This window comes from Streptomyces griseicoloratus (assembly GCF_014534645.1).
Lineage (GTDB): Bacteria > Actinomycetota > Actinomycetes > Streptomycetales > Streptomycetaceae > Streptomyces > Streptomyces griseicoloratus.
The window spans coordinates 121,123-148,050 of record NZ_JACVQF010000222.1; the positions used below are offsets into that span (position 1 = coordinate 121,123).

Below are 26,928 nucleotides of genomic sequence, written 5' to 3' on the forward strand. Positions count from 1 at the left end.
CGCCTTCCGGGGCTGTGTGCGGTCGGGTTCGGTGCCGGGGCCGCCTCGCGGCGCCGGGCTAGGGGCGGCTCGCGCCGCCCAACTCACAGGGAGATGCCGCCGTCGACGGCGAAGACCTGCCCGGTGATGTACGCGGCCCGCTCCGACACCAGGAAGGCCACCAGGTCGGCCACTTCCTCGGGGCCGCCGAACCGGCCGAGCGCGATGCGGGCGCGCATGCGTTCGGCAGCGCTCTCGGGCAACTGGGCGGTCATGTCGGTGGAGATGAAGCCGGGGGCGACCACGTTGGCGCGGACGCCGTGGCGGCCGAGTTCCTTGGCGAGGGACTTGGTGAAGCCGATGATCCCGGCCTTGGTGGCCGCGTAGTTGGCCTGCCCCTCGTTGCCGTACAGGCCGCTGACGGACGACAGGGTGACGATGCTGCCGGCCCGGCGCTTCAACAGCGGGAAGGCGACGGCGCGGCAGAGGTTGTAGGTGCCGTTGAGGTTGGTGTCGACGACCTCGCGCCAGTCGTCGTCGCCCATCATCAGCAGGGGCTTGTCCCGGATGACGCCGGCGCAGCCGACGACGGTGGTGATCGGGCCGAGGTCCTGCTCGGTGGCGGCGACGAAGGCGCGGACGGCCCCGGCGTCGGTGACGTCCGCCTGGACGGGCAGGATCCGGGCACCGGTCTTTCCGGCCGCCTCCGCGGTCTCCTCGGCGGCGTCGCTCCGGCCGCGGTAGCAGAACGCCACGTCGTGGCCGGTCTCGGCGAGCCGTTCCACGACGGCGCGGCCGATGCCCCGTGATCCGCCGCTGACCAGGGCGACGGGACGGTCGGGTGCGGGCATGGCGGGATCTCCTCGGAGGGCTGCGGGGTGGACGGGGTCTCAGTGGCCGGCGTGGTCCGGTGCGAGCGGGGGTGCCACGGAGGCGAGCGGGCGCAGTGCGACGATGAAGTGGCCCACCTCGGCGACGAGGTCGCCGTCGCACCGGGTCTCGCCCGCCAGGATCGTGGTGTCCCCGACCGCCCGGACCACCCGCACCCGGTGCTCCAGCAGGTCGCCGGGGACCACGGGGCGGTGGAAGGCGATCCGGTCGATGGCGCCGGCGAGTTCGACCTTTCCGGTGGTCACGTCGGGGTTGGGTGTGTTCCAGACGGCGAGCAGCACGGCCGCCTGGGCCCAGGACTCCACGAGCAGCGGGCGCGGGTAGTGGAAGCGGGCGGGGCCGCCGTGGGCGGGGGCCCTGCGGTAGCAGGGTTCGCCCACGGTGACCGCCTTGAGCGCGGTCAGGGTGCGTCCCGGGTCGACCTCGGTGACGCGGTCGACCAGCAGGACGGGGTAGCGGTGCGGGATGATCCGGGTGATGGCGTCGACGTCGGCCGCCCAGTCGCTCATCCCGGCTCCCCCGTCCCGGTCGTGCGGTGCACGAGCCGCAGTTCGGCGACGCGTCCCCGGCCGGAGCCGACCACGACGTCGCTGCGCAGGCCCGCGGCGTCGTCGCCGCGGTAGTCGACGCGCAGGGTCAGCTCGTCGCCGGGGAACACCGGGTCCCGGAAGCGGCAGCGCTCCACGGCGACCAGTTCCACGTCGCGGCCCAGGCGCCGCTGGTCGAAGAGGATGCTGCGGTCCGCGTACTCGATGAGGCAGACGCCGGGCAGCACGGGGAAGCCCGGATAGTGCCCGGGGAACACCTCGTGCCCGGGATCGACGGTGGCGGAAGCGGTCACCGTGTCCCCGTCGCGGGTGACCGACCTCGGGTCCAGGCCGAGCAGGGAGACGGACGGCCCGTTCACGAGGCCGCCCGCAGCTTGGCGTCGAGCAGTGCGTAGGTGTCGTCGAGGGTGGCGAGCTGGGTCAGCTCCTCCTCGGCCAGCTTGACGGGGAACTCCGCTTCGAGCCGTACGGTGATCTCCAGGGCCATCAGCGAGTCCACGCCGAGGTCGTCGACGAAGTGCGCCTGGTCGGAGATCTGGGCGACGTCCACGTCCAGGATCTCGGCGAGCAGGCCGCGCAGCCGCTCCCTGTCCAGGGCGGCGTGGCTCGCGCGGTCCGGGGCGGTGCGGGTCTCTTCGGCCATGACGTTCCTTTCGGTGCCGGTTTCGGGTGGCGTGGGGGCGGGCGGCTGCCGGGTCACCGCAGCCGCAGGACGAGGCAGGCGACGAGTCCGTCGTCGTCGACGGAGGTCACCACGGCGGTGGCGCCGGGACGGGGGCGGTGTGCCGCGGCGGCCAGCACCGCGGCGAGCTGGAGGCCCGCCGACGCCGCGGACGCGTCACCCAGCAGATCGCGCACACCGATGAGGTCGACGTCCGCTCCGTCGAGTACGTCGCCGAGCACGGCGGTCTCGACCGTCTCCGCGTCGTCGCCTCCGGAGGGGCCCTGTCCGAAGCCCATGGGGCAGGTGCCGGGGGCCGGGGCGACCCGGCCCGAGGGTGCGGCGAACGCGACCTCGCCGGGTGACGTGCCCGCCGCCTCCAGGGCGCCGCGCACACACCGCTCCAGGGCGGGGCGCAGTCCGTCCGGACCGGCGCCGAAGCGGACGGCGAGGATGTCGGCGCGCGGGGTGCGGCCGGCGTCCCGGGCGGTGCCGGCGTCCTCCAGCAGGAACATGGCGCAGGCCTCGGCGAGCAGGGTGCGGCGGCGCTCCTCGCCGCGCGAGTGCCAGGCGAGCCAGGCCCGCTGCTCGGAGAACTCCTCGACGGCGCCGCACAGCACCGTCCGGCTGTAGCCGCGTTCGCGGAGCCGGGTGGCGTAGCGCAGGGCCTGCAGGCCGGTGAGCGGGCCGCCGGCCAGAGTGGCGTTGGGGCCCTTGAGGCCGTACCAGATGGCGCTCTGCCCGGCGGCCCGGTTCATCACCGTGTTGGGGAACAGGGCGGGGTCGACGTAGAACGGCTTGGCCCCGGTCAGTGCGTCGCGGGTGAAGTCCATCGTGCTCTGCACGCTGCCGGAGCCGGTGCCGAGGACGAGGCCGACGTGTTCGGGCTCGTCGAGGCGGCGGGGGCTGCCGTTCGGTTCGAGGAGGGTGCCGAGGGTGGCCACGGTCAGGCCGGTGAGCCGGTCCATGGTGCGGGTGCCCCGGGTGCCGAGCAGGGCGACGACGTCGAATCCGGGCACCAGGCAGGCGTCGTTCGGCGGTGCCTGCCACACGTCACGGTTGAGCCGCGGCACGACGGGGCGCCGGGCGGCGACGCCCTCGGCGAACGGTTCGGCGCCGATGCCGTACGGGGACAGCACCGACCATTCGGAGATCACGGTGGTGGCGCCGGCCGCGGGGTGGCCGGCTGCGGTCTCGGGCACGGTGGTGGTCATCGGGTCGCCTCCCGTCGGCTCCAGGTGGCGCCGGCGGCGACGAGTTCCGCGCCGTCCACGCCGATCGTGTTGCCCGTCAGCCATGACGACGGGGCGTTCGACAGCAGGACGACGGCCTCCGCGACGTCCTCGGGGATGGTGAGCCGGCCGTGCGGATTGCCCGCCGCGGAGTCGCCGACGAACTCCTCGTGGCCGGGGATGCGCAGCAGCGAGGGGGTGACGGTGACACCCGCGCGCAGGGCGTTGACGGAGGCGCCGTGCGGGGCGAGTTCGCAGGCCAGCTGGCGGACGTGGGACTCCAGGGCGGCCTTGGCGGCGGAGACGGCGCCGTAGCTCGGCAGGACCTGGCTGGTGCCGGCGCTGGTCATCGCGAAGATCCGGGTGCCCTCGGCGACGAGTCCCGCGGCCAGCAGGTCCTGGGTCCAGTAGACGAGGCTGTGGGCCATCACGTCGAGCGTCATCTCCAGCTGGGCGCGCGTGAGGGCCTGCTTGGTGTCGTCGGTGGGCAGGAACGGCACCAGGCTGCCGAAGGCCAGGGAGTGCAGGACGGTGCGCAGCGGCCGGCCGCCGGTGAGTTCGGCGAGGGCGGGCACCAGGCGGGTCCGTCCGCGGTCGGAGGCCGCGTTGACGTTGAACAGGTGGGCGCGCACGCCCTGGGAGCGCAGGGTGCACTCCAGTTCCCTGGCCGCCTGGACGCCGTCGGCGCGGTCGAAGTGCACTCCGGCGACATGGGCGCCCTGCTCGGCGAGGGCGAGGGCGGTGGCCCGTCCCATGCCGCTCGAAGCGCCGAGCACCAGGCACCAGCGGTCACGCAGTCGATTCCGCACGTAAGCCTCCTGACGGGGTTTCTCGGGGTTCGGCGGCGAGGACGTGCACGGCGGCCAGGTGTCCCGGGGCCGTGGCGGTGACGACGACCCGCTGCCCGCCGTGGGCGGTGAACGGCTCCGCCGCGCTCAGCAGCGGGGTGAGGCACCCGGCGCGTGCGGCGGCGGCCTTGCGGGCGGGCGCGCCGAGCAGTGCGGCGACGGCGCGGCCGCGGGGCGAGGTGTCGAGCACCGGATGGACGGGGGCGGCCGGCTCGGACTGCACCGCGCTCAGCAGGTCCCCGACGGCGAGGCCGAGGTCGCCGTCGGGGGCGTCGGCGCCCGGCGGCACGAAGGCGCAGGCCGCCCGCAGCGTGCCCCGCACGGGTGCGCCGCGGCGCTCCGCGGCCGCCCGCGGCTCCAGGACCAGCGCCACGGCGCCCTCCTCGCCGGGCTCCCCCGCTGCCACCGCCTCGGCGGACCGGTCCTCGACGGCGACGACGACCACCAGGTCGGCGCGGCCGAGGACGAGTGCGCGGACGGCCGTCTGCAGCGCCTCGACGCCGGCGACACCGGAGGTGGTGAGGGTGCAGCTGAAGCCCTTGAGGCACTGTTCGGCGGCGAGCCGTCCGGCGAGCACGTTGACCGCGAAGTAGGGGGCGAGCGCGGGACGCAGCCGTTCGGCCCCGGCGGCGACGACGGTGCGGTCCATGTCCCGGAACAGCGGCGCGAGCCCGTTGTTGGTGCCGACGACGAGTCCGCGGCGCTCCGGCGGCACCTGCTCCGGGGTCGTGGCGCAGCGCAGCGCGCGCCGGCCCGCGGCCAGCAGGTAGCGGGCGCCCGCCGGCAGGTACTTGTGGCCGCGCGGGCCCAGTTCGGCGTCGGCGTCGAACCAGGCGCCGGGCGGGGCGCCGGGGCCCGGGACGACGGCGGCCACGCCGGTGACCACGACGTCCCGGAGTTCGTGACGGTGTGTCAGCACGCGACCGCCTCCCGTACCACCAGGGAGATGTTGTTGCCGCCGAAGGCGTAGGCGTTGACCAGCACGGCGGTGCCGGTGAGCGGGGTCCGGGCGGTCGGCAGCGGCACGTCGCAGCGGGGGTCGGGCGCCCCGACGGGCACGTTGGGCGGTACGCTGCCGCGGCCGGCGATCAGGGTGGCGGCGACGGCGGCGAGGCCCGCGGCGGCCCCGCCGGTGTGCCCGACGAGCGCCTTGAGGCTGTACAGCGGAGGTACGGCCGCCTCCCGCGCGAACACCTCGCGCAGGGCGGCGCTCTCCACCCGGTCGTTCAGCCGGGTGCCGGTGCCGTGCGGGATCACGCAGCCGACCTCGCCGGGCGCGACGGAGCTGCGGTCCAGGGCCTCCCGCAGGGCGCGGACGATCTGCTCGCCGCTCTCCTCCGGTGCGGTGGGGTGGCCGGCGTCGCAGCTCCAGCCGGACTCGCCGATCTCGGCGAGCGGCCGGGCACGGCGGGCCGCCGCGTGCACGGCCGATTCGAGCACCAGGATGCCCGCTCCCTCGCCGAAGACGGTGCCCGCCCGGCCGGCGGCGAACGGGCGGCAGCCGTGGGCGTCGACGGCGCCGAGACGGTTGAAGTTGGCGAGCGCGATGCGGGAGTAGGCGTCGGCACCCCCGGTGACGACGACGTCGGCCTCGCCGCAGCGGATCATGTCGGCGGCGGTGGCGAGCGCGAATCCGCTGGCGGCACAGGCGTTGCTGGTGCTGCTCACGGGTCCGGTGACGCCGAGTTCGGCGGCCAGCCGCGAGGCGACCTCGAAGTCGGGCCGCCAGGTGTGCGGCGCGGCCGGACCGGCGGGCGGGTCCTGCTCGGGAGGCGGGTTCTGCTCGGCCGGTGCGCGGTCCCGTTCGCGGTCACCGATGGCGCCCATGCAGGTCCCGAGCACCACCGCGGTCCGCCCCGCGGGCAGCCCCTCCCGGGCCAGGCCCGCTCCGGCCAGGGCCTCGCGCGCCGCACGCACGGCGAACGAGGTGGCGCGGCCCGGAGCGTCGCCCGCCTCCGTGCCGAGCGCGGGCTCCGGCACCAGGTACATCAGGGGCAGTTCCATGCGCGCCCACGGGTCGGGCACCTTGTCGGGCTGCACGGCACGGGCACGGTCCATGGCGTCCCGCAGCGCGGGCACCCCGGTGCCGTGGCACGTGACGGCACCGACTCCGGTGACCAGGACGGGTTCCATCAGCCGTGCTGCCCGTTGAGCCGCTGGATCATACGGTCGTCGAACTCCGCGAGGCTCCAGTCCCTCCGGTTCTCGATCAACGCGTAGCCGTGGGTGATCCTGCCGGTCGCGGTGTGCACGGGGACGCCGTCGCGCAGGACGTAGCAGTCCATCCGGGCGGTGTAGATGAGCCGCTTGAAGACGTCCTCGACGGTCAGGACGGTGTAGATGTCCTCCTCCATGCGGGCCTCGGCGAGCATGACGAGGGAGTTCTTCGGCACGACCGGGATCCAGTTCTGCTCGTCCAGCAGCCGTTTGATGGAGATGCCGCGGTCGGCGAGGAAGAGGTCGACGGCCTCCTCCATCAGGCGCAGGTAGCCGGACATCTGCAGACGCTCGGTGAAGTGGCAGTAGAAGTACGGGATACGCCACTTCCAGCCGTAGGCGTTGGCGTCCCGCGTCAGTGCGGCGAGCAGTTCGTCGCCGTCCGCCACGGTGGCCGGCGGGGTGGAGGCGACCGGTACCCGGACGAGTGAGGAGCGGTCGATCTCCTTGACGGTGAACGGCTCCAGCACCTGGGGCACCGGGGCGGCCCCGCCTCCGCGCGGGTCGTGCCGCAGGGCCACCCGGACCTTGGCGGAGACCGTCTTGACCGGGGTCGAGGACCCGTGGATGTCCAGTCCGACGGTCAGGGCGATCTCTCCGTCGACGGGTTTGCCCTCGGCGACGACCCGCGCCGTGACGATGTCGTCGATGTGGGTGGCGGAGACGATCGCGGCGTCGATGCTCACGATGTCGACGCACAGCCCGAAGTCCTCGTACAGCATCCCGGCCGGCCAGCCGCTGCGTCGCAGGTGCTCGAGGACGGCCTCCTCGACGAGGTAGTTGACGTGCTTGAAGCCGATCCAGGTACAGATGTTGGAGCCCTCGTACCGTGGCCTCAGTTGGACGGTCGTGGGGTGCTCCAGGGCGTCCACGGAGTCCGGCAGCGAACGGGCGGTGGACACGGATGCCTTGGTCACGTCATCTCCAGTGGGGCGTCGGCCGGCGGGGCGCCGGCGGAGCGGTCGGACGGGGCGGGCAGCGAGGCGAGGAAGTCGCCGAGCAGCCGGGTGAAGGACCGGGGCCGCTCGGCCATCGGGAAGTGCCCGCACGACGGGAACACGTCGAGCCGGGCCGCCGGCAGGGCGCGGGCCAGGTTCCGCGCGTCGGACGGGGGCGCGGCGCGGTCGTCCTGGCCGGCGACGACCAGGACGGGCGGCCGGACGCGGTGCAGCGGCAGTGCGGGGGTGCGCAGATAGGCCCCGAAGAAGTCCATCCAGCCGTACGGGCCGATCGTCTCCCGCACGCGCAGCGCCATCGCGTGCCGGACCGTAGGGTCGATGCGGCCGGCCGCGGTCACGTGCAGTCCCTCTTCGAGGATCTGGTGGAACCGGTTGAAGTAGTAGGAGATCGTGTCCCAGTCGAAGTCTCGTCGGCGCGGCCGGTAGAAGGGGGCCACGAGCACGGCCCCGCGCAGCGGCGACGCGTCCGGTGACGCGAGGTGTTCGAGCAGGGCGTTGGCGGCGAAGGAGTGCGCCACCACGACCTGGGCGCGGGTGGCGCGCACCACCTCCGCGACGGTCCGCGCCGGGTCGCCGGGGAGGCCGGGGGCCGCGGTGCCGTCGAACGGCCAGTCGATGTCGGCCGCGGTGATCCGGACGTCCTCGGGGGCCTGGGCACGGCAGTGGTCCCACAGACGTGTGCTGCCGGCCAGCCCGTGCAGCAGCGTCACCCGCAGGTCGCTCATGACGGGCCTCCCCCGGCCGGTGCGGGCATGCGGTGCAGGACGAGCGCGGCCGCGGCGTCGTCCTCGCCCGGGCCGCCGCCGGTGCTGCCCTGTCCGGCGGTGGCGAGCATGGAGCGGCTCGCCGTGCGGGTGAGTTCGGCGGTGGCGGCCACGCACTGCAGCACCCCGAGGGCGCCCGAACAGCGGCCGTGACGCGCGCTCAGGTCGTACGCGGGGACACCGGCGGGGGCCGTGGTGCCCGCTGTGGCGGGCGGCAGCGGGCGTTCCGGCAGCCACCAGGCGTCCGGCGGGGTGTCCTCGTCGTCGCGTACGGCGGCGAGGGCGCGGGCCGGGTCGCCTGCGCGGGCGTAGCGGCCGATGCGGGCGAGCGGGGTGCCGCCCCGGTCCCGGACGGCGTCGGCGGCCTCGGCGACGAGGGCGACCGCGCCGTCGAACAGCGGCTCGGCGTCGCCGACCAGGTGCCGCACCGGCTCGTTGACCGGCTCGACGCCGATGACCAGGGCGCGCCGCAGCCGTCCGGCGGCGATGAGCGTGCGGGCCCAGTGCACGGCGTCCAGCCCGGAGGTCGGGCCGTTGGTCAGGGTGACGTTGGCGCCGCGCAGGCCGTGGGTGATGGCGACCCAGGAAGCGGTGACGTTGCTGGCGGTGTTGGGCAGCAGCATGGGACTGGTGGCCTTGTACGTGCTGCGCCTGATGGTGGCCGAGGCGTCGCAGACGGTGTCGACGTTGCCCCAGTTGCTGCTGACCACCACGCCGAAGTCGGCACCGTCCACGGTGAGGTCCCCGTCGGTGCCGAGCAGTCCGGCGTCGGCGAGCGCGTCCCGCGCGGCGCACAGGGCCAGTTTGGTGGCCCGGTCCTTGTACCGCAGGCCGGGTCCCCGCAGTGCGTCCACCGGATCCGTGCCAAGGGCCGTGTCCGGCGGATCCAGCAGGGCGCCGGGTCCGCTCACCCCCGCGAGGGCGGTGCCCAGTCCGCTGATCAGCACGTCCGTGCGCACCGTCGTCTCTGCTGCCCGCATCTACGCCACCTTCTCCACGACGGCCACGGCGTTGAGGCCGCCGAAGCCGAAGGAGTCGATCTGGGCCAGGGAGAGGTCGGGGTCGACGACCGGCTCGGAGCCCAGCCGGAAACCGGCCATCTCCTCGATCGGATCGGCGAGCCCGAGCGTGGGCGGCACCCGCCCGGAGGCGAGCGACTGCACGGCGGTGATCAGGCTGTGCAGCCCGGAGGCGCCGGCGGTGTGCCCGATCATCGACTTGACCGCGGTCATCCGCGGGGGCGTCTCCACCCCGGCGAAGACGTCGACGAGCGCCTGCGCCTCGGCGACGTCGTTGTGCGGGGTCCCCGTGCCGTGCAGCAGGACCAGGTCGATGTCGGCGGGTTTCACGCCGGCCCGTGCGTGGGCGTCGCGCATGACCCGGCCGATGCTCTCCGCGTCGGGTGCCGAGGGGTGGGAGGCGTCGCAGTTGACCCCGACGCCCCTGACCCGGGCGTACGGCCGGGTGCCGGGCGGCGGGCTGCGGTGCAGTACCACGGCGGCGGCGCCGTCGCCCTGGAGCATCCCGCGCCGGTCGCGGTCGAAGGGCCGTACCGCGTCGGGTGCCTTGTGGTAGACGCGGTCGAGCATGCCGTAGGTGCTCTCGGTGATGGTGTCTGCGCCGGCCACCACCACGGTGTCCGCCTCGCCGAGGTCGAGCAGGTCGGCGGCCATGCCGAGCGCGTACAGGGAGGCGGCGCAGGCGTTGGCGACGGTGTAGGTGCGGCCGGCCCGGAAGCGGCGGCGCAGTGCGGTGCCGAAGTGCAGGTCCGCCGGGTCGAAGGGGGTGCCGTCGCACCAGTTCAGCTCGACGGAGCGCAGTTCGCGCAGGGTGGTGCCGATCACCACGGGGATGTCCGTCAGGTCCTCGGCCATCCCGGCGTCGGCCAGTGCCTCGGCCACGGCGTCCAGGAGCCACCGGGTGGGCCGCAGCGGGCGGTCCTCGCCGGGCGCGGCCCGGTCGTCGATCTCGTAGGCGTTGCGGGCCCGGAAGTTGGCCGGCTCGAAGCCGCGCAGCGGCGCGAGGCCGGTGCGGCCGGCGCACAGCGCGTCGAAGGTGGCGGCCCGGTCGGCGCCGACGCTGCAGTTGGCGCCCATGCCGGTGATCAGGCCGCTCATCGGGCCTCCCCCGCGAGGGCCGGCGCCGCCCCGGTGTACTTGCCGAGGATCAGCACGGCGTTGTTGCCGCCGAAGGCGAGGGCGTTGTTCTGGACGACCCGCAGGTCGGCCTCGCGCGGCACGTTGGGGACGCAGTCGAGTCCGCACTCGGGGTCGGTCTCGACGTGGTTGATGGTGGGCGGGATGAAGCCCTCGGCGATGGCGAGGGCACAGGCGGCGGAGGCCAGGGAGCTGGCCGCGCCCATGGTGTGCCCGATCATCGCCTTGATGGAGATGGTGCTCGGCGGCCGCTCGCCGAACACCCGGCGGATCGCGGCGGCCTCGGTGACGTCGTTGGCCTTGGTGCCGGTGCCGTGCGCCGAGATGAAGTCGATCTCCTCGGGCTTGACGCGGGCGTTGGCGTGGGCGAGTTCGATGCAGCGGGCGATGCTGTCGCGGTCGGGGGCGACCGGGTGGTGGGCGTCGCAGTTGAGCCCGTAGCCGAGGACCTCGCAGTAGATGCGGGCGCCCCGGGCGAGCGCGGACTCCAGGGTCTCCAGCAGCAGGACGCCCGCGCCCTCGCCGGTGAGGATGCCCTTGCGGCCCACGTCGAACGGCTGGCACGCCTCGGGGGCGATGGTGCCGAGCCGGTAGAAGCCGGTGAACGTCTTGCGGCACATCGCGTCCGCGCCGCCGACCAGGGCGATGTCGACGTCGCCGCCGCGCAGCGCGTCGAGTCCGTAGCCGATGGCGTAGTTGCCGGCCGCGCAGGCGGTGGCGAGGGTGGTGGCCTCGACGTCGGTCAGGCCCAGTTCCCTGACCACCGCGGAGGAGAGCAGCCCGGCGGAGGTGCGGCGGGCGACGGTCGGGTCGAGGTGTTCGGGGCCGTCGGCGAGTTGGGCGGCCACCAGCCGGTCCAGGTCGGCGGATTCGCCGTCGGTGGTGCCGATGCAGACGAGGGCCCGGCGGGAGCGCAGTTCCGCGGGGTCCATCCCCGCGTCGCGTGCCGCCATGACCGCCGCCGCCGTGGAGAACTGCGCGGCCCGGCCCAGGTGTTCGGTGGGTGTGCGGGTGATCCATTCACCGGGGTCGAATCCCGTGACCTCGCAGCCGTTGGCGTGTGCGAACCCCTCGGTGTCGAAGGCGGTGATGGGCCGGGCGCCGTTGCGGCCCTCGCGCAGCCCGGCCAGGAACTCCCCGACGCCGATGCCGATGCTGGTCACCGTGCCGAGCCCGGTGACCACCACCCGTCGTGACGCGTGCCCGGCCTCGGGCGGCCTGCTGGTCGTCACGGAGCTCACCGGGCCGGCAGCGCCCGGTCCACCACCGACTCCACGCCGTCGAGGTTGACCATGCGGCTGAGTTCGTCCTGCTCGATGGTGATGCCGAACTCGCGTTCCAGGGCCGCCAGGATCTCGATGGCCCGCAGCGAGTCGGCGTCGTGCTCCTCCTTGAACAGGCTGGTGTCGGTGAGTTCCGCGGGATCGATCTCCAGGATCCTGCAGACCATCTCCTTGATCTTGGCCTTGCGCGCCTCGCGGTCGGCGATGGTGTTGTCCGGCGTGGTCATCTGCTCTCCAGGGTCGGTGGGTGGACGCGAAGCGGCGAAACGGCGGTCACAGCCGGACGAGGACGTCCTTGACCAGCCACTCCATGGTTTCGACGATTTCTGCGGGACGCATGGACAGATCGAGCACCATCAGCTGCACACCGGCCCGCCGGTAGGCGTCGATCTCCTTGACGACCTCGTCGGCGGTGCCCCTGATGCTGACCCGGTCGGACATGAAGTCCATGACCTCGAAGGGCGGCACCAGGGCACGGCGTACGGTGATCTCGATCGCGGCCGGATCGCGGCCGGCCTCGGTGGTGAGCCGGCCGAGGGTGGCGCGGGCCGCCGTGATCTCGTCCGGGTACAGCTCGTGCGCGAGCCAGCCGTCGCCGAGCCTGGCCACGCGGCGCAGGGCGGCGTCGGTGTTGCCTCCGACGTAGACGGGCGGTCCGGTCCTGCTGTGCGGCCGGGAGGCGAGCCACATGTCGTCGAAGTCGGTGAACCGGCCGTGGAAGGAGGTGGGGTGACGGGCCGCCCACAGGGTGCGCATCACCTCGATGGCCTCGTCGGTGCGGGCACCCCGCTGGGTGCGCGGGACTCCGACGGTCCTGAACTCCTCGTCCATCCAGCCGATCCCGGCGCCGAGCACGGTCCGGCCCAGGGAGAGCTGGTCGAGCGAGGCCAGTTCGGAGGCGAGGATGACGGGATTGCGGTACGGGAGGGCCATGACGTGGGAGCCGATGCGCACGCGCTCGGTGACGCCGGCGACGACGCCCATCACGGCGACGGGTTCGAGCCAGGCCACGCCCCAGTTGTAGGCGTCGGCGGTCTTGGCCCGCGGGTAGAGGCAGGTGCTGTTGCGGGTCCGTGGCAGGGCGACGTGGCTGCTGACCCAGACGGAGTCGAACCCCATACGGTCGGCGGCCGTCGCCACGTCGAGGAGGTAGCGGCGGCGGCCCGGCGGACCGACGGTGGGCAGTGCGATACCGAACTTCACGGGGCATCTCCAGGGCGGTGGCGGCGCTGTCCGGTCAGGCGGGACGCTCGAACCAGTGCTCGAACTTGGCGGCGTAGAGGGTGTTGCCGGAGAGCTTGACCTTGCCGCCGAGGAACGCCTGCATGCCGTTGAGCCGGCCGGTGAGCAGCTTGAGGAAGGTCGGCAGCCCCACGGTCGTGGTCAGCTTGGGGGACTCCACGCGTCCCCGGCCCGTCCGGCAGGCGCCGCCCGAGACCTCGACGAAGTACTCGAAGACCCCGTCGGGGGTCTTGATCAGGTACTGGAAGGACGCTTCCTGTCCCTTGGCGCGGTCGGCCCGGAACGCCTCGGGCATGTTCCCGAAGACGTCGTCGAGCAGTCCCGCGATGCCGCCGGCCTGCGCGCGGGCGAAGTCGAACACCTCCTCCTCCTTGCGGCGCCCGGCCGCTTCCTTGATCTCTTCGAACCTGCGGGTGTCCAGGGGCATCGCCACGCTCCTGTGTCGGTCGGGCCGGTGTGTCGGACGGCCCTCAGGCTGCCGGGCGGCCCGCGGGCGGCGACAGGGCCGTCAGGGCGGTGGATCGGGCGCCGCCGGGAGCGGCCGGGACGCCGGGCCGAAGGCGCTGCCCGAGTGGGCACCTCCCCCAGGTCTTTCAGACCCCGGGCCGCCCGGCTTTGCTGTGCGGGGCACCGGCGACCGCCGGCCGCCCCGCACGTCCGCGGAGGTCATATGTACGACGTGATAGTCGTCGGTGCCCGCTGCGCGGGATCGCCACTGGCGATGCTGCTGGCCCGCAAGGGGTACCGCGTGCTGGTCCTGGACCGTGCGGCGTTTCCCAAGGACACCGTCTCGACGCACTACGTCCAGCCGAGCGGTCTGGCCCGGCTGCGGCGCTGGGGTCTGCTCGACCGGCTGACCGCCACCGGCTGCCCGCCGATCAGTCAGGCGGTGTGGCGGTTCGGCGACGACCTGTCGGTCCGGGGGTTCGCCCCGCCCTTCGACGGCGTCGCGACCGCGCTCGCCCCGCGCCGCACCGTGCTCGACGCGCTGCTCGTCGACGCGGCCCGGGAGGCGGGGGCCGAGGTGCGCGAGCGGTGCACCGTGCGCTCCCTGCTGTGGGACGACGCCGGGCGGGTGACGGGGGTGCGCTACCACTGCCGCGGCCGGGAGCACACCGTGCGCGCCCCGCTGGTGGTGGGCGCCGACGGCCGCAACTCCCTGGTGGCCCGGGAGACGGGCGCCCGGAAGTACCACGAGCGGCCGCCGCTGACGGTCGTCTACTACGCCTACTGGCGCGGTCTGCCGGAGCAGCGCCGTCACCTCAACGAGGTGTTCCTCATGGGTGACAAGCAGATCGGGGTGATCCCGACCCACGACGACGCCTGTCTCGTCCAGGTGGCGCGCCCGCACTCGTTCTACCCCACCTACCGCACCGACATCGAGGGCCACTACCACAAGGCCATCGCCGAGGCGGCGCCCGCGCTGGCGCGGGAGATGGCGGACGGCGCGGAGCGCGTCGACCGGTTCCGCGGCACCGCCGACCTCGGCAACTTCTACCGCACGCCGTACGGACCCGGCTGGGCGCTCGTGGGCGACGCCGGGTACCACAAGGATCCGCTGACCGGGCAGGGCATCTCCGACGCCTGGCGCGACGCGGAGCTGCTCGCCGACGCCGTCGACCGGGTGGAGTCCGGCGCCGAGGAGTGGGAGCCGGCGCTCGCGGGCTACGAACGGGCCCGCAACGCCGCCTCGGAGCTGATCTACGAGTTCACCTGTGAGGCGGCCGGTTTCGATCTGGACCCGATGACCCGGCAGCTGGTGCGGGTTGTCGCCACGCACCGGGAGGACGCCGACCGGTTCTTCGGGATGATCGCCGGCTCGGTGCCCGCCGAGGACTTCTTCGCCCCCGACAACCTACTGGCGATGCTCGGGCGGCTGCCCGCCGACGCCCTGGCGGAGCTGACCGGCACGAAGGGAATCCGATGACCCATCAGCCTGCGGAGGAGACCGAGTCCGGCGGGGTGCCCCCGCTGGAGGACTTCGATCCGTACAACGACGCCTTCCGGGCCGACCCGTACCCGGAGTACGACCGGATCAGGTCCCTGGGCGGACCCGTGTACTGGGACTACCTGGACTCGTACGTCGTCAGCACGCACGCGGACGCCACCGCCGTGCTCGCCGACTCCCGGATGCGTCTGCAGCCGCCCGATCCGGTGGCCGAACTGATGGCCACCGTGGTGCCCGAGTCGCTGCGGTCCATGAGCCGGACCCTGCTGTTCACCGACCCGCCGGACCACACCAGGCTGCGCGGCCTGACCCGGCGCCCGTTCGCCTCGCCGCGGCTCGGCCGGGTCCTCGCCGACGCACGGGAGCTGGCCGACGCGATCCTGGCGGAGGCGCTGCACCGCGGCCATCTGGAAGTGGTGGACGAACTGGCCTTCCCGGTGTCGCTCCAGGCCATCGGCGACCTGCTCGGCATTCCCCGGGCGGATCTGCCGAAACTCCGCGACTGGGGGCAGGCCATGTCACCGGCCGCCGACATCCCGGCCGCCCCGTCCTCGATCGACAGCGCGGTGGCGGCCTACGAGGCGTTCGACGACTACTTCGCCCATCTGGCCCGCGCCCGCGGCGAGAACCCGGGCGAGGACCTGTTCTCGTCACTGGTGGAGGCGCATCAGCAGGGTGCGCTGAGCCGCAGCGAACTGCACGCCAACGCCGCGCTGGTCTTCATCTCGGGCCACGAGACGCTGGTCGCCTTCACCGCGAGCGCGTTCCTGTCCTTCCTGCGCAACCCCGCCCAGCTCGACCTGCTGCGCGAGCACCCCGATCTCGCGGCCGCGGCGACCGAGGAGGTCATGCGCTACGAGAGCCCGCTGCAGCTGGCCACCGCGGGCGGCGGGCGGTGGACCGCCGAGGAGGTGGAGATCGGCGGCCGGACCCTGCCGGCGGGCGTGCGCGTGCTCACCTTCATCGGTGCCGCCAACCGGGACCCGGCGGTCTACGACAGCCCGGACCGCTTCGACATCACCCGGCCCGGCGCACGCCATCTGGCGCTCGGTCACGGCCTGCACTACTGCCTGGGTGCCGCGCTCGCCAAGCAGCAGGGCACCCTGCTGCTGGAGGCGCTGGCCCACTGGCCGGTCCGGCTGGCCTCGGAGGCCGTCGGCGCACCCGAGTGGCTTCCGCTGTTCATGCAGCGCCGGCTGGCCCGGCTGCCGGTGACCGTGACGCCCGCGTAGACGGTCCCCGGCGGACCGGAGCGGCGGAGGGGAAGACCGTCCCGGTCTTCCCCTCCGCCGCTTCGGTGGCCGGCCCGCCGGCTCAGCCCCCGGCGGACACGCCGAACCGGGCGACGGCGGCGTAGTCCATGACGTCCCAGTGCTCGGCGATCAGGCCGCCCTCGACGCGCAGCAGATCGGAGGTGTGCAGGCGCACCTCGTCTCCCGAGGCGGCCTCGTGTCCGTGCCAGACGCAGAAGATGCCCACCAGATCGTCCTGGGCGATCATCTGGGTGATGTCGCCGACCAGGTCGGGCGCGAGCTGGAACAGCCCGGCGAAGAAGTCCTTCATGCCCTTCAGACCGCTGCCCGACTGCGCCGCGAAGGGGTTGTGCTGGATGTAGTCCTGCCGGTAGTAGTCGTCGGCCCTCTCCAGCTTGTGCTGGTGCATCAGCTCGTCCCACACCCGCTGCACCAGCCGCATGTTCGCCTGCTCGCCGGGGCCCGCGTTCCAGTCGGGCTCACCGGTGGCCTGGGTGGTCTGGTCGGGCGGTGTCATGCCGAGTTCGGTCAGGGAGGAGTAGTCGAACACGCTCCAGTGCTCGGTGATCCGGTCGTCGCGCAGCCGGTAGAGGTTGGCGGTCTGCTGGGACAGCTCCCGCTCGGTCCCGCCGATGGTGCCGCGCCAGCGGACGTACACCATGACCCGGTCGTTCTGCTCCACCATCTGCTCGATGCTGCAGCTGAGGTCGGGCACCAGGGTGAGCATGGTGGTGGCCCAGGTCTGCAGGCCCTCGACACCGGGGGCCGCGCCCGGCTGGTGGTTGACGTAGTCGGGCGCGAAGAACTCCGGCGCGCGGTCGAAGTCGTGCTTGTTGTAGATCTCCTCGAAGAGCTGCCGGATCCGCCGTCCTGGCGTGTGGCTCATGGGCTGTCTTCCTCTCTGTGGCACGTGGGTGCGGTACGGGGAACGCGGCGGTCAGGCTTCCTGCGCGGCGAGAGCCGCGGCGCGCTCGATGAGGTCGGGGGTGAAGAAGACGTCCCAGGTGTAGCTGCCGGCGATGAGGCCGAAGAACCGGTCCGTCTCGTCCTGGTCGTCCCCGATCACCCGCAGCACGTTCAGCAGCTCGGGCATCGGTTCGAGCTGGGCCGCCTGGAGGTTGAAGAAGTACTCGGGCATGGCGTCCTCGTCGCGCTGCTCGGCGAAGTCCCGGAGCGCCTCGTCGACCGGGCGTTCCCCGCCGAGCGCGGGGGCGAGCAGTCCGGCGAGGAGGTCGGCGTGGCGGAGCGCGTCGCTGATGCCGAAGGCGCCCACGGGGTCCTTGTGGAAGCCGGAGTCCCCGACCAGCGCCCAGCCCGGTCCGGAGGCCTGGCGGAAGAAGTTGGGCAGCCGGCCGGTGCCGGTGAACCGGGCCGCCCGCTCCGACGCCCGGACGCGCTCGGCGAGTTCGGGCGCGGTGTCCTCCAGGACCTTGAGGTAGGAGCCCTCGATGTCGCCGCGCACGCTGTCGAACAGGGCGCGCGGCCACTGGATGCCGATCATGACGTTGTCGTCGTGCGTGGGCACCACGCCGATGGCGCGCCGGCCGCGGACGTACACCTCGTAGTCGGCCTTGAGGCCGTTCCAGTACGTGTAGTAGAGGCAGTTGAGGGTCGGGGCCTCCTCGTACCTGCGGGCGCCCGCCTCCCGGGCCACCAGCGAGTCGATGCCGTCGGCGCCGATCACCACGGTGGCCCGCTCGGTGATCTCCCGGCCGTCGGCGCCCTTGACGCGGACGCCGGCGACCCGGTCGCCGTCCCGGACGAGCCCGGTGACGTTGGCGCGTTCGCGCAGTTCGGCGCCCGCCTCGACGGCGGCGGTGACCAGGAGGTGGTCGAGCACGTAGCGGCGTGGCCCGTAGGCGGCCCGGATGCCGTCGACGGGGGGTGCGCAGCCGGTGATGCTGACGTCCTCCAGCGTCCAGCGGGCGACTTCGAGCGGCGGGCAGCCGGTGGCGGCGAGCCGGTCGAGCAGGCCCCACCTGGCGAGCCGGGCGATGGCGGGCTGGTGCACGTAGTGGGTGGACATGGTGTCGCTGGGGAAGGTCGCCCGGTCGAGCAGCAGGACCCGGTGGCCGGCCCGCGCGAGCAGCATGGCCGAGGTCGCTCCGGCGACCCGGGCACCGACGACTATCGCGTCGTACATGGTGGTCTCTGCCTCCTCGGCATGGTGGCGGAGCGGGTCCGCCGTACGGTGGGTGGGGAGCTGCGCGTCATCCGGCGTCCGTACCGAGGACGGTGGCGACGGGCCGCCGGGGGCTCGTGCCCGCGGGGCGGGCCGGACGGCCGATGCGGAACGTGACGAGGGCCTGTCTGCCGGGGTCGCCGACCAGTTCCTCCAGCGCCTTGCCGAAGCGTGGCGGCAGGCCCAGTTCGCGTTCCCGGTCGGCTCGGACGGTCATCATGTTGAGGTGGCCCACGGCCAGTCCCCTGGCGGTGGCGAACAGGTGGATGCGCTGGAGCAGCCGTCCGCCGCGCATCCGTTCGACGGGGTCGTCGGCGTCGGCCACGGTGACCATGCCGAAGGCGGCGGCCGTGGCCACGTGCACGGTGCGCGTGTTGCGCAGCCAGAACCGGTCGGCCGTGCGCCGCGACGGCGCGGGCAGCCGCTTGCCCAGCGTGCTCATCAGCGGCGGCATGCCCTGGGTGTCCACGGTCATCCCGTCCCGGCTGCGCTCGATCTCGCGGTCGGTGCCCCGGTACCAGCGGTGGCCCGCGAGCGACTGGCCCTCGTCGGCGATGACCGCCTCGGTGGCCTCGACGAGGAGCCGCGCGACCCGGTCCCGCTCCGCCTCTTCGGCGTGCCAGAGCAGGGCGGGGCCGCCGGGGTCGTGACCGGCGAGCGCGGCGATCTCGTCGAGCAGGGGCCGGGGCAGCGGCAGGCGCAGGAACGGGCCCCGGTTGGTGCGGCGGTGCGGGATGGCGTCGTACAGCTCGGAGCGGGCGCGCTCGCCGGGGGTGAGCCGCAGGACCGCCGCGTGCTCGGGCCGGTCCGGGTCGGGCACCAAGTGCAGTCCGGGCTCGTGTCCGCGGGCGCGGGCCGCGAGCACCATGTTCTCCAGGGCGCAGCCGAGCCCCACGTAGAGTTCGCGGTCGAACGGGTCGAGCGCTCCCTGCCGGCGGGTCAGGTCGGCGTACACGTCGATCCGGGTGGCGTGCTCGCCGACGGCGAACCGCCACGGCTGGACGTTGCGGGCGTTGGCCGCCAGGATGCCGGCCGCGATCACTCCGTGGGCGTCGTCCCGGCCGTCCCAGGTACGCCAGGCGTCGAAGGCTGCTCCCCGCGGCGGCGGTGCCGCGTACGCGGTCATCGCGGCCACGGGGTCGAGCGGTTCGGTTCCCATGGCTGGCTACCCTCGGTGCTGGGCACGGTCCGTGGGAGTGCCCTTTGGAGGGTGTATGTGAGGTGCCCGAACGACCACGGCGTCGGCGGCTGTCCGGGCGCCGGGCGGTGGCCGGATCCTCGGCGCATGACGGAGACGACGACGGCTTCCACCGCGCGGAGCCCGGAAGAGCATCTGATCACCTTCTTCGACCCGGCGAACCGCCCCGACCCGTATCCCGTGCTCCATCTGATGCGCGAGGCCTCGCCGTTCCACGCGATGGACGGCGCGCTGCTGGTGCTGGGCCGGCACAAGGACGTGGAGACCGTGCTGCGCTCGCCGGTGGCCAGCGCCGACCGCAGCAAGTCACGGATCCTCAGCACGGACGCGGTCGAGTCGCGCAAGGAGGTCATGACCTTCCTCGACCCTCCCGACCACACCCGGCTGCGGGGCCTGGTCACCCAGGCGTTCACACCGCGCATGGTGCAGTCCCTGGAGGGCCGGATCAGGGAGATCGTCGACGACCTGGTGGACCAGGTGGCCCGGGCCGGCTCGCCCGTCGACATCCCGAGCGTGTTCTCCTATCCCGTCCCGGTGCGGGTGATCTGCGAGATGCTCGGCGTGCCGCCGGAGGACCACAAGATCTTCGGTACCTGGTCCACGGTGCTGGGCCGGGCGCTGGACCCGCTGATGGCGGCGAACCGGACGCCGGAGATCGACAAGGAGGACACCGAGACCCGGGCCGCCTTCTACCAGTACTTCCGCGACCTGATCGCGTCCGGCGGCGCCCGTGGTGAGGGTCTGCTGGCGCGTCTGGTGCAGGCGGAGGAGGAGGGCGACCGGCTCACCGAGAAGGAGCTGCTGGCCACTCTGGCGCTGCTGGTGATGGCCGGGCACGAGACGACCGCCAACCTGATCTCGCACGGCATCCTCACCCTGCTGCGCCACCCGGACCAGCTGGCGCTGCTGCGGGAGGACCCCTCCCTGGCGTTCTCCGCGGTGGAGGAGATCCTGCGGTTCGAGCCGTCGGTGCAGATCCTGCACCGGATGGCGAAGGAACCCATCCGGCTGGAGGACGGCTTCGAGGTTCCGGCGGGCATGGACGTGCTGCTGCTGGCGGCGGCCGCCAACCGCGATCCCGAGGTCTTCGACGACCCCGACCGCTTCGACATCACCCGCGCCTCCGGCCGGCGGCTGGACCACCTGTCGTTCTCCAGCGGGGTGCATCGCTGCCTGGGCGCGAACCTGGGCAAGCTGGAGGCGGCGCTCGCGCTGCAGGCGTTCTTCTCCCGGGTGGAGGACCCCCAGGTGGTGCAGGAGGACCTGGAGTACCGCCCGCACGTGATCCTGCGGGGCCCGGAGCGGATGCGGGTGTCGTTCTCGCGGGTCCGCTAGGGCCTGTCCGACACGTTCCCGTCGTCCGCCCGTGGGGCGGGCCGCCGCGTCACCCGTCGCGGCGGCGGGCGTCAGTGGGCGTGGCCGCGCAGTTCCACCGACGCCTTCGCGGCCTCAGCCCCCTCGTTCAGCGACTCCACCAGCCGGCTGAAGCCGGGGCACTCGGTGAAGTCGTGCGCGCGGCAGCTCATCGCGTGCTCGATCAGCGTGCGCGACGCCTCGATCTCACGGATGCGCCGCTCCAGGTCCTCGTAGTGGGCGCGCAGCAGGGCCTGGCGCGCGTCGGCGTTCCCCGCGTCGAGGACGTCGCGGAGCTGTTCGAGGCTGAAGCCCGCGGCCTTGCCCCGGACGATCATGGCGACCCGGGCGATGTGGCGCTTGGTGTAGCGGCGTCTGCCGTTGACCCGCTCGGCGGGGGACAGCAGCCCGCTGGACTCCCAGTGCCTGAGCACATGGGGGCGCAGGCCGAAGCGTTCGGCGAGTTCGCCGATGGTCATCGTCGGCTCGGCGTCACTTGACTTCATGTTGACATTAACTTGCAGAGTTGGGTCCAGGTCAAGCCGACAGACGCGTCGCACGACGAGACGGGAGCGGATATGGACATGAAGGACGTCATCATCATCGGCGGAGGTCCCGCCGGGATGTCGGCGGCACTGACCCTGGGCCGCACCCATCACACGGTGCTGCTGGCCGACAGCGACGACGGCCGCAACGCGCCGGCCGAGGCGATGCACAACTTCCTGACCCACGAGGGCACCTCGCCCGCCGCCCTGCGCGAACTCGGCCGGGAGAACCTGGCCGCCTACCCGCACGTCGAGGTGCGCTCCGTGGCGGTGGACTCCGTGCGCCGGCTGACCGACGAGCACTTCGAGGCGACCTTCGCCGACGGCTCCGTGGCGGAGTCCCGCCGGCTGCTGCTCGCCACCGGACTGCGGGACGAGATGCCCCCCGTGCCCGGTGCGGCCGAGCTGTGGGGCAAGTCGGCCTTCCACTGCCCGTACTGCCACGGCTACGAGGTCACCGGCAAGAACGTCGCGGTGCTCGGCACCGGCCCCGAACGGGTCAGGCTCGCCCTCCAGTTGAGCCGTTTCACCGCCGACATGGTGCTGTGCACGGGCGGCGAGCCGCTGGAGCCGATGCTCCAGAGCGTGCTGGAGGCCAACGGTGTCACCGTGCGGCCGGAGCCGGTGACGGAACTGGCCGGCGAGGGCGGCCGGCTGCGCCACATAGCCTTCGAGGGCGGTGCGACGCTGGAACGCGACGCCGTCTTCATCAAGACCGTGCTGCACCAGCGCGCCCCCTTCGCCGAGCTGCTGGGCTGCGCCATGTTCCCCGACGCCAGCGTCGAGGTGAACGAGTTCGCGCAGACCAGCGTGCCCGGCGTGTACGCCGCCGGTGACATGGCGCGCCGCGCCACGGTGCCCGCGCCCATGGCCGCGGTGATCGCGGCCGCCGCCAGCGGCACGGTCGCCGGCGCGATACTCGACCAGGACCTGCTCAGCGCCGAGTTCAAGCTGCCCAACCCCTTCGCGTCCGGGAGGGCGTGAGAGAGCATGACCGAAAGCATCCCCGCCGGGCCGGAGGAGTCCACCCGCGACTCCGCCGCCCCGGAACCGACCCACAACAGCAACGTGCCGCTCGCCTCGATCGCGCTGGTCCTCGGCATGCTGCTGTCCGTACTCGACCAGACCGTCGTGGCCATCGCCCTGCCCGACATCACCGCCGACATCGGCGGCGCGGAGAGCTTCAGCTGGGTGGTCACCGCGTATGTGCTGGCGTCCACGGCGACCGGCACCTTCTACGGCCGCATCAGCGACCGCTACGGACGGCGCGAGGTGTTCATCGCCGCCGTCGTGCTGTTCACCGTCGCGTCGCTGCTGTGCGGCATGGCGCAGTCGATGCCGCAGCTCATCGCCACCCGCGTGCTCCAGGGCATCGGCGCGGGCGCGCTGTTCGTGATCCCCACCGTCGCCCTGTCGGAGCTGTACCCGCAGCATCTGCGCGGCAAGGTGCAGGGGCTCACCGGCGCGGTGTTCGCGCTCGCCAGCGTCGGCGGGCCGCTGGTCGGCGGAGCCATCACCGACGGCTCCGGCTGGCGCTGGATCTTCTACATCAACGTCCCCATCGGCATCCTGGCCATCGCGCTGAGCGCCTACGCGCTGCGGCTGCCGCGGGCCGGCGCGACCGACCGCGTCGACTACACCGGCGCGGTCCTGGTGGTCGCCGCCGTGGTCAGCCTGCTGCTGGTGACCGAGTGGGGCGGTCGCGAGTACGACTGGGGCTCCGTGCAGATCATCGCTCTCGCCGTGGCGTGCGTCGCGCTGTTCGCCGCGTTCGTCCAGTGGGAGAAGCGCGCCGCCAACCCGCTGCTGCCGATGCGGCTGTTCGCCAATCCCTCGCTGCGCCTGATCCTGCCCGCGACGGCCGTCCTCGGCATGCTGCTGTACGGGTCGGTGGTGTTCATGCCGACCTTCCTGCAGACCGCGTACGACTGGAGCGCCACGCGTGCCGGGCTCGCGCTGACCCCGTACTTCATCCCGTTCATCATCGTGTCCGCGATCGCGGGCGGCAGGGCCGGCAAGAGCGGGCGTTTCAAGCCGTACCTGCTGGCCGGCGCGGTGGTCCTGATCGGGGCGTTCGTGCTGCTGGCCACGATCGACCCGGACCGCGGCTACTGGTACGCGGCGGGCGCGATGGTGGTCCTCGGCGCCGGGTTCGGACTGCTGATGCAGAACCTCGTGGTGGTGTCGCAGAACGCGGCCGCACCGCCCGACCTCGCGGCGACCACGGCCGCCAACCTCTCCATCCGGGGCCTCGGCATGGCCGTGGGCGTGGCGCTCTTCGGCAACCTGCTGGCCCGTGAGGTCGGCGAGGGCCCGGCCGCCCCCGCCGTCACCGCCGAGGCGATCCCGGACGTGTTCATCTGGGGCGTGCCGCTGGCCGTGCTGCTGCTCGTGCTGCTGGCCCTCGTACCCCGCGCCGACGCGGGCCCGGCCCGGGACACGTCGGACACCGGGCCCGAGCCCTCCACCGCCTGACCCCCTGTCCCAACCCCCCTTTTTCCACGAAAGCCGACTGCCCGCAGGTGGGGAGGGGCCGCACGACGGCCTCTCCCCGCCGCCACCACGCACCGGAGACACACGACATGCGCCGTCCGCTGACCACGGCACTCCACGGCCTGCTGCGCCTCGCGCCCGCTCACCGCCACGCCCACCGGGAACCCGGCGGGATGGGCATGAGCAGCGTCTGGTACGACCGGCTCTCCGGGCGGCTGCTCGGCGGGCTGTACCGCCGGGCCGCCGCCGAGACCGCGTCACTGCCCCGGGGCGGCACCGTCCTGGACATCGGCACCGGCCCCGGGCACCTGCTGCTCGCCGCCGCCCGCAGGCGGCCGGACCTGCGGCTGCACGGGCTCGACATCGCACCCTCGATGGTGGACCGCGCCCGGCACAAGGCCGCTGCCCAGGGGCTGGACGACCGTGTCACGGTGCATCTCGGCGACGCGGCGCACCTGCCGCTGGAGGACCGCACGATGGACCTGGTCGTGACGACCCTCAGCATGCACCACTGGGCCGACGTCCCCGGCGCCGTCGGCGAGGTGGCCCGGGTGCTGCGGCCCGGCGGCCGGTTCGTGGTGTACGACTTCCGCTCCGTGGCGGACGTCCGGCCCACCGGCGCGGTGGCCACCGACCCCCGGTTCGCCGGTGCCGTGGTGGAACACGATCCGGTCCGGGCCTTCGCCTGGCTGCCCTTCCGGCCGTTCGCCCGGCTCGCGGTCCGCCTGCCGGCGGACTGACCGCCCCACCCTCCCCCGACGGCCAGGCCGATGGAGCCTGGCCCCCCTTCTCTCCTCGGAGGTTGACTCCCGGCATGACCACTCAGGAGAACTACGGCCCCACCAGCTACGGCGAGGAACTCGCCGACATCTACGACAACTGGATCGTCCGCCTCCAGGAGGACACCGAGCCCACCGTGCGTTTCCTCGCCGACGTCGCGGAGCGCGTCGCGAAGGACACCGGGGAGCGGCGCGTGCTCGAACTCGGCGTCGGCACCGGACGCGTGGCGCTGCCGCTGGCCGCCCGCGGGGTGGACGTCACCGGCATCGACGCCTCCGGGGAGATGCTGGACCGGCTGCGCGCCAAGCCGGGCAGCGACGCGGTGTCCCTGGTCCACGGCGACTTCGTGGAACCGGACGTCCAGGGCCCCTTCGGCACGGTCTACGTCGTCTTCAACACCCTGTACAGCCTGGCCACCCAGGAGGACCAGATACGCTGCCTCGCCGGTGCGGCGGCGCTGCTACCGGAGGGCGGGGCCTTCGTCTTCCAGGGCTTCGTGCCCGACACCGCGCGGTTCGAGATGGCGCGGCAGAGCGGACAGCAGATGGAGGTGGCGCGCAGCGGTGACACCAGCCTCAACCTGGGCATCGACCGCCACGACCCGGTCCGCCAGCACATGTACCCGCACTACAGCCTGAAGGACTCCGGCTCCGGGCGGGAGCACACCGTGCGCTTCCGGTACGTGTGGCCGAGCGAGCTGGACCTGATGGCCCGGCTGGCCGGGCTCACCCTGGAGCACCGGTTCGCGGACTGGGACGGCGGCGCCTTCGACGCCGGGAGCCAGGCCCATGTGTCGGTGTACCGCAAGACGGGTCCCGTGCGGCCATGACGGCTCCTCGGATCGCGCCCGTGCGGGTCGCGGTGATCGGCGCGGGGTTCGCCGGCCTTGCCGCCGCCGTGCAGCTCAAGCGGCAGGGCATCGAGTCGTTCACGGTGTACGAGAAGGCCGGTGACCTCGGCGGCACCTGGCGGGACAACACCTACCCCGGCGCGGGCTGCGACATCCCCTCGCACCTGTACTCGTACGCGTTCGCCCCCTACCGCGACAGCCGGATCCGCTACCCGGGACAGCCGGAGGTGCTGCAGTACCTGCGCGCCGTCGCCCGGGACCACGGCGTGGAGCGGCACGTGCGGTACGGCACGGAGATCACCGCGGCGCGCTTCGACGACCGCCGCGGGCACTGGACCCTGCACACGGCGGACGGGGGGACGCACACCGCGGACGTGGTGGTGTCCGCAGTGGGCCAGCTGCACCTCCCGAACGTGCCGCACCTGCCCGGCGCGGAGGACTTCGCGGGCGCCGCGTTCCACACCGCCCGCTGGGACCACGGCCATGCGCTGGACGGGCGGTCCGTGGCGGTTGTCGGCACGGGGTCGAGCGCCGCCCAGGTGGTGCCCGCCATCGCCGGCCGGGTGCGCCGGCTGTACGTCTTCCAGCGCAGCGCCAACTGGGTGCTGCCCAAACCGGGCGCCCGCTTCCACCCGGCGCTGTCGCTGCTGCTGCGCACCGTCCCGGCGGCCCACCGCGCCTACCGCTCGATGCTGTTCCGCCGCTCGGAGGCGGTGCTGCTGCGCGCGCTGCGGCGCAACCGGCTCATCGGGTCCCTGCTGCGCACGATGGCGCTGCGCCATCTGCGCGCCGGTGTCCCCGACCCGGGGCTGCGCGCACGGCTGACGCCCGACTTCACGGTGGGCTGCAAACGGATCGTGCTGTCCTCCGACTGGTACCCGACACTCGCCCGTGACCATGTGGACGTGGTCACCGAGCCCATCGAGCGGGTCACGGAGAAGGGCATCGAGACCGCCGACGGCGTCCACCGCGAGGTGGACACGATCGTCTACGCCACCGGGTTCCGCACCACGGAGTTCCTCGCCCCGATGACGGTGACCGGCCGCGCGGGACGCGCCCTGGGGGAGGTGTGGCGGGGCGGGGCGCGTGCCTACCTCGGCATCCACGTGCCCGGTTTCCCGAACCTGTTCCTGATGTACGGGCCCAACACCAACCTGGGGCACAACTCGGTGATCCTCACCCTGGAGGCACAGGCGGTCCACATCGCCCGCTGCGTGGCCCTGCTGGCCTCCCGGGCGGCCGCGGGCAACGGTCCGGTCATGGAGGCCACACCGCAGGCGCTGGACGCGTGGCAGCGCCGGGTGGACGAGGGCTCCGCGGGCACCGTGTGGGCCGGCTCCTGCACCAGCTGGTTCAAGACCGGGGACGGGGTGCTCACCAACAACTGGCCCTACCGCACCACGCTCTACCAGCGGCTGACGGCCCGCCCCGACCCGGACGCGTTCCGCTTCCCGCAGCCACGGAGCACCGCCGAGAGCGCCGATGACCTGCACCACGTACCCGATTAGCTCGCCCGAACGGAACTGGGAGGAGGCAGGGCCCCGGC

28 protein-coding genes are annotated in these 26,928 nt (G+C 73.3%); 8 read left to right on the forward strand and 20 right to left on the reverse strand.

Going from position 1 to position 26,928, the window contains the following annotated elements:
- Window positions 1-83: 83 nt before the first annotated feature.
- The 16 genes from fabG to H0H10_RS30255 are packed head-to-tail and all read right to left on the reverse strand — an operon-like array spanning window position 84 to window position 13,207.
- Window positions 84-830, reverse strand: a complete 747-nt coding sequence (gene fabG / locus H0H10_RS30180; protein WP_188184317.1) for a 3-oxoacyl-ACP reductase FabG — start codon at window positions 828-830, stop codon at window positions 84-86.
- 39 nt (window positions 831-869) lie between these two features.
- A complete protein-coding gene (locus H0H10_RS30185; protein WP_188184318.1) occupies window positions 870-1,379 on the reverse strand; it encodes a 3-hydroxyacyl-ACP dehydratase FabZ family protein in 510 nt (169 codons plus the stop codon).
- Window positions 1,376-1,777 carry a 3-hydroxyacyl-ACP dehydratase FabZ family protein gene (locus tag H0H10_RS30190; RefSeq protein ID WP_188184319.1) on the reverse strand — a complete coding sequence of 134 codons (402 nt, stop codon included), beginning with the start codon at window positions 1,775-1,777 and terminating at the stop codon, window positions 1,376-1,378. Before H0H10_RS30190 ends, H0H10_RS30185 begins: the two co-directional genes overlap by 4 nt.
- Window positions 1,774-2,061 (reverse strand): acyl carrier protein, encoded by a 288-nt coding sequence (locus H0H10_RS30195; protein WP_188184320.1) that lies wholly within the window; start codon window positions 2,059-2,061, stop codon window positions 1,774-1,776. The genes H0H10_RS30190 and H0H10_RS30195 overlap by 4 nt, the downstream gene beginning before the upstream one ends.
- 53 nt (window positions 2,062-2,114) lie before the next feature.
- The gene (locus H0H10_RS30200; protein WP_188184321.1) at window positions 2,115-3,293 is read right to left on the reverse strand and encodes a beta-ketoacyl synthase N-terminal-like domain-containing protein; all 1,179 of its coding nucleotides are present in this window, start codon (window positions 3,291-3,293) and stop codon (window positions 2,115-2,117) included.
- Window positions 3,290-4,120 (reverse strand): SDR family oxidoreductase, encoded by an 831-nt coding sequence (locus H0H10_RS30205; protein ID WP_188184322.1) that lies wholly within the window; start codon window positions 4,118-4,120, stop codon window positions 3,290-3,292. Before H0H10_RS30205 ends, H0H10_RS30200 begins: the two co-directional genes overlap by 4 nt.
- Entirely contained in the window at window positions 4,101-5,078 is a 978-nt protein-coding gene (locus tag H0H10_RS30210) for a beta-ketoacyl synthase N-terminal-like domain-containing protein (RefSeq protein WP_188184323.1), read from the reverse strand. The genes H0H10_RS30205 and H0H10_RS30210 overlap by 20 nt, the downstream gene beginning before the upstream one ends.
- On the reverse strand, window positions 5,072-6,292 hold the full coding sequence (locus tag H0H10_RS30215) for a beta-ketoacyl-[acyl-carrier-protein] synthase family protein (RefSeq protein WP_188184324.1): 1,221 nt from the start codon (window positions 6,290-6,292) through the stop codon (window positions 5,072-5,074). The genes H0H10_RS30210 and H0H10_RS30215 overlap by 7 nt, the downstream gene beginning before the upstream one ends.
- The gene (locus tag H0H10_RS30220; RefSeq protein ID WP_309141928.1) at window positions 6,292-7,293 is read right to left on the reverse strand and encodes an acyl-CoA thioesterase family protein; all 1,002 of its coding nucleotides are present in this window, start codon (window positions 7,291-7,293) and stop codon (window positions 6,292-6,294) included. Before H0H10_RS30220 ends, H0H10_RS30215 begins: the two co-directional genes overlap by 1 nt.
- Window positions 7,290-8,060, reverse strand: a complete 771-nt coding sequence (locus tag H0H10_RS30225; RefSeq protein WP_188184325.1) for an alpha/beta fold hydrolase — start codon at window positions 8,058-8,060, stop codon at window positions 7,290-7,292. The genes H0H10_RS30220 and H0H10_RS30225 overlap by 4 nt, the downstream gene beginning before the upstream one ends.
- On the reverse strand, window positions 8,057-9,079 hold the full coding sequence (locus H0H10_RS30230) for a beta-ketoacyl synthase N-terminal-like domain-containing protein (RefSeq protein ID WP_188184326.1): 1,023 nt from the start codon (window positions 9,077-9,079) through the stop codon (window positions 8,057-8,059). The genes H0H10_RS30225 and H0H10_RS30230 overlap by 4 nt, the downstream gene beginning before the upstream one ends.
- Window positions 9,080-10,216 (reverse strand): beta-ketoacyl synthase N-terminal-like domain-containing protein, encoded by a 1,137-nt coding sequence (locus tag H0H10_RS30235; RefSeq protein WP_188184327.1) that lies wholly within the window; start codon window positions 10,214-10,216, stop codon window positions 9,080-9,082. It lies immediately after the preceding gene.
- Window positions 10,213-11,487 carry a beta-ketoacyl-[acyl-carrier-protein] synthase family protein gene (locus tag H0H10_RS30240; RefSeq protein WP_188184328.1) on the reverse strand — a complete coding sequence of 425 codons (1,275 nt, stop codon included), beginning with the start codon at window positions 11,485-11,487 and terminating at the stop codon, window positions 10,213-10,215. The genes H0H10_RS30235 and H0H10_RS30240 overlap by 4 nt, the downstream gene beginning before the upstream one ends.
- A 5-nt stretch (window positions 11,488-11,492) precedes the next feature.
- Window positions 11,493-11,765: an acyl carrier protein gene (locus H0H10_RS30245; RefSeq protein ID WP_188184329.1), complete on the reverse strand. Its 273-nt coding sequence runs from the start codon at window positions 11,763-11,765 to the stop codon at window positions 11,493-11,495.
- Window positions 11,766-11,811: 46 nt separating this feature from the next.
- Entirely contained in the window at window positions 11,812-12,741 is a 930-nt protein-coding gene (locus H0H10_RS30250) for a TIGR03619 family F420-dependent LLM class oxidoreductase (RefSeq protein ID WP_188184330.1), read from the reverse strand.
- Between the two features lie 34 nt (window positions 12,742-12,775).
- Window positions 12,776-13,207, reverse strand: coding sequence for an SCP2 sterol-binding domain-containing protein (locus tag H0H10_RS30255; RefSeq protein ID WP_188184331.1), 432 nt, complete (start codon window positions 13,205-13,207; stop codon window positions 12,776-12,778).
- 243 nt (window positions 13,208-13,450) lie between these two features.
- On the opposite strand from H0H10_RS30255, the gene H0H10_RS30260 reads away from it, so the two are divergent.
- Together H0H10_RS30260 and H0H10_RS30265 are read left to right on the forward strand one after the other, a co-directional pair.
- Window positions 13,451-14,707 (forward strand): NAD(P)/FAD-dependent oxidoreductase, encoded by a 1,257-nt coding sequence (locus H0H10_RS30260; RefSeq protein ID WP_188184332.1) that lies wholly within the window; start codon window positions 13,451-13,453, stop codon window positions 14,705-14,707.
- A complete protein-coding gene (locus H0H10_RS30265; protein ID WP_188184333.1) occupies window positions 14,704-15,960 on the forward strand; it encodes a cytochrome P450 in 1,257 nt (418 codons plus the stop codon). The genes H0H10_RS30260 and H0H10_RS30265 overlap by 4 nt, the downstream gene beginning before the upstream one ends.
- A gap of 82 nt (window positions 15,961-16,042) precedes the next feature.
- Here H0H10_RS30265 and H0H10_RS30270 read toward each other — a convergent pair whose 3' ends face one another.
- The 3 genes from H0H10_RS30270 to H0H10_RS30280 form a co-directional block, all read right to left on the reverse strand.
- Window positions 16,043-16,867, reverse strand: coding sequence for an ester cyclase family protein (locus tag H0H10_RS30270; protein ID WP_188184334.1), 825 nt, complete (start codon window positions 16,865-16,867; stop codon window positions 16,043-16,045).
- A 51-nt stretch (window positions 16,868-16,918) separates the two neighbouring features.
- Window positions 16,919-18,124: an NAD(P)/FAD-dependent oxidoreductase gene (locus H0H10_RS30275; RefSeq protein WP_188184335.1), complete on the reverse strand. Its 1,206-nt coding sequence runs from the start codon at window positions 18,122-18,124 to the stop codon at window positions 16,919-16,921.
- Between the two features lie 67 nt (window positions 18,125-18,191).
- Entirely contained in the window at window positions 18,192-19,322 is a 1,131-nt protein-coding gene (locus H0H10_RS30280; RefSeq protein WP_188184336.1) for a nitroreductase family protein, read from the reverse strand.
- A gap of 126 nt (window positions 19,323-19,448) precedes the next feature.
- Here H0H10_RS30280 and H0H10_RS30285 point away from each other — a divergent pair, with 126 nt between their 5' ends.
- The gene (locus tag H0H10_RS30285; RefSeq protein ID WP_188184337.1) at window positions 19,449-20,696 is read left to right on the forward strand and encodes a cytochrome P450; all 1,248 of its coding nucleotides are present in this window, start codon (window positions 19,449-19,451) and stop codon (window positions 20,694-20,696) included.
- Window positions 20,697-20,767: 71 nt separating this feature from the next.
- Here the strand turns inward: H0H10_RS30285 and H0H10_RS30290 are convergent, their stop codons facing one another.
- Window positions 20,768-21,220 (reverse strand): MerR family transcriptional regulator, encoded by a 453-nt coding sequence (locus H0H10_RS30290; RefSeq protein ID WP_188184338.1) that lies wholly within the window; start codon window positions 21,218-21,220, stop codon window positions 20,768-20,770.
- A gap of 72 nt (window positions 21,221-21,292) precedes the next feature.
- Between H0H10_RS30290 and H0H10_RS30295 the strand changes: the two genes are divergently transcribed.
- The 5 genes from H0H10_RS30295 (at window position 21,293) to H0H10_RS30315 (ending at window position 26,890) form a co-directional block, all read left to right on the forward strand.
- A complete protein-coding gene (locus H0H10_RS30295) occupies window positions 21,293-22,243 on the forward strand; it encodes an NAD(P)/FAD-dependent oxidoreductase (protein ID WP_223180635.1) in 951 nt (316 codons plus the stop codon).
- Window positions 22,244-22,249: 6 nt separating this feature from the next.
- Window positions 22,250-23,734: an MDR family MFS transporter gene (locus tag H0H10_RS30300; protein WP_188184339.1), complete on the forward strand. Its 1,485-nt coding sequence runs from the start codon at window positions 22,250-22,252 to the stop codon at window positions 23,732-23,734.
- A 107-nt stretch (window positions 23,735-23,841) separates the two neighbouring features.
- Complete coding sequence (locus tag H0H10_RS30305) at window positions 23,842-24,492, forward strand: class I SAM-dependent methyltransferase (protein WP_188184340.1); 651 nt, start codon at window positions 23,842-23,844, stop codon at window positions 24,490-24,492.
- 74 nt (window positions 24,493-24,566) lie between these two features.
- Window positions 24,567-25,361: a class I SAM-dependent DNA methyltransferase gene (locus H0H10_RS30310; protein WP_188184341.1), complete on the forward strand. Its 795-nt coding sequence runs from the start codon at window positions 24,567-24,569 to the stop codon at window positions 25,359-25,361.
- Complete coding sequence (locus H0H10_RS30315) at window positions 25,358-26,890, forward strand: flavin-containing monooxygenase (RefSeq protein WP_223180636.1); 1,533 nt, start codon at window positions 25,358-25,360, stop codon at window positions 26,888-26,890. The genes H0H10_RS30310 and H0H10_RS30315 overlap by 4 nt, the downstream gene beginning before the upstream one ends.
- Window positions 26,891-26,928 lie beyond the last annotated feature (38 nt).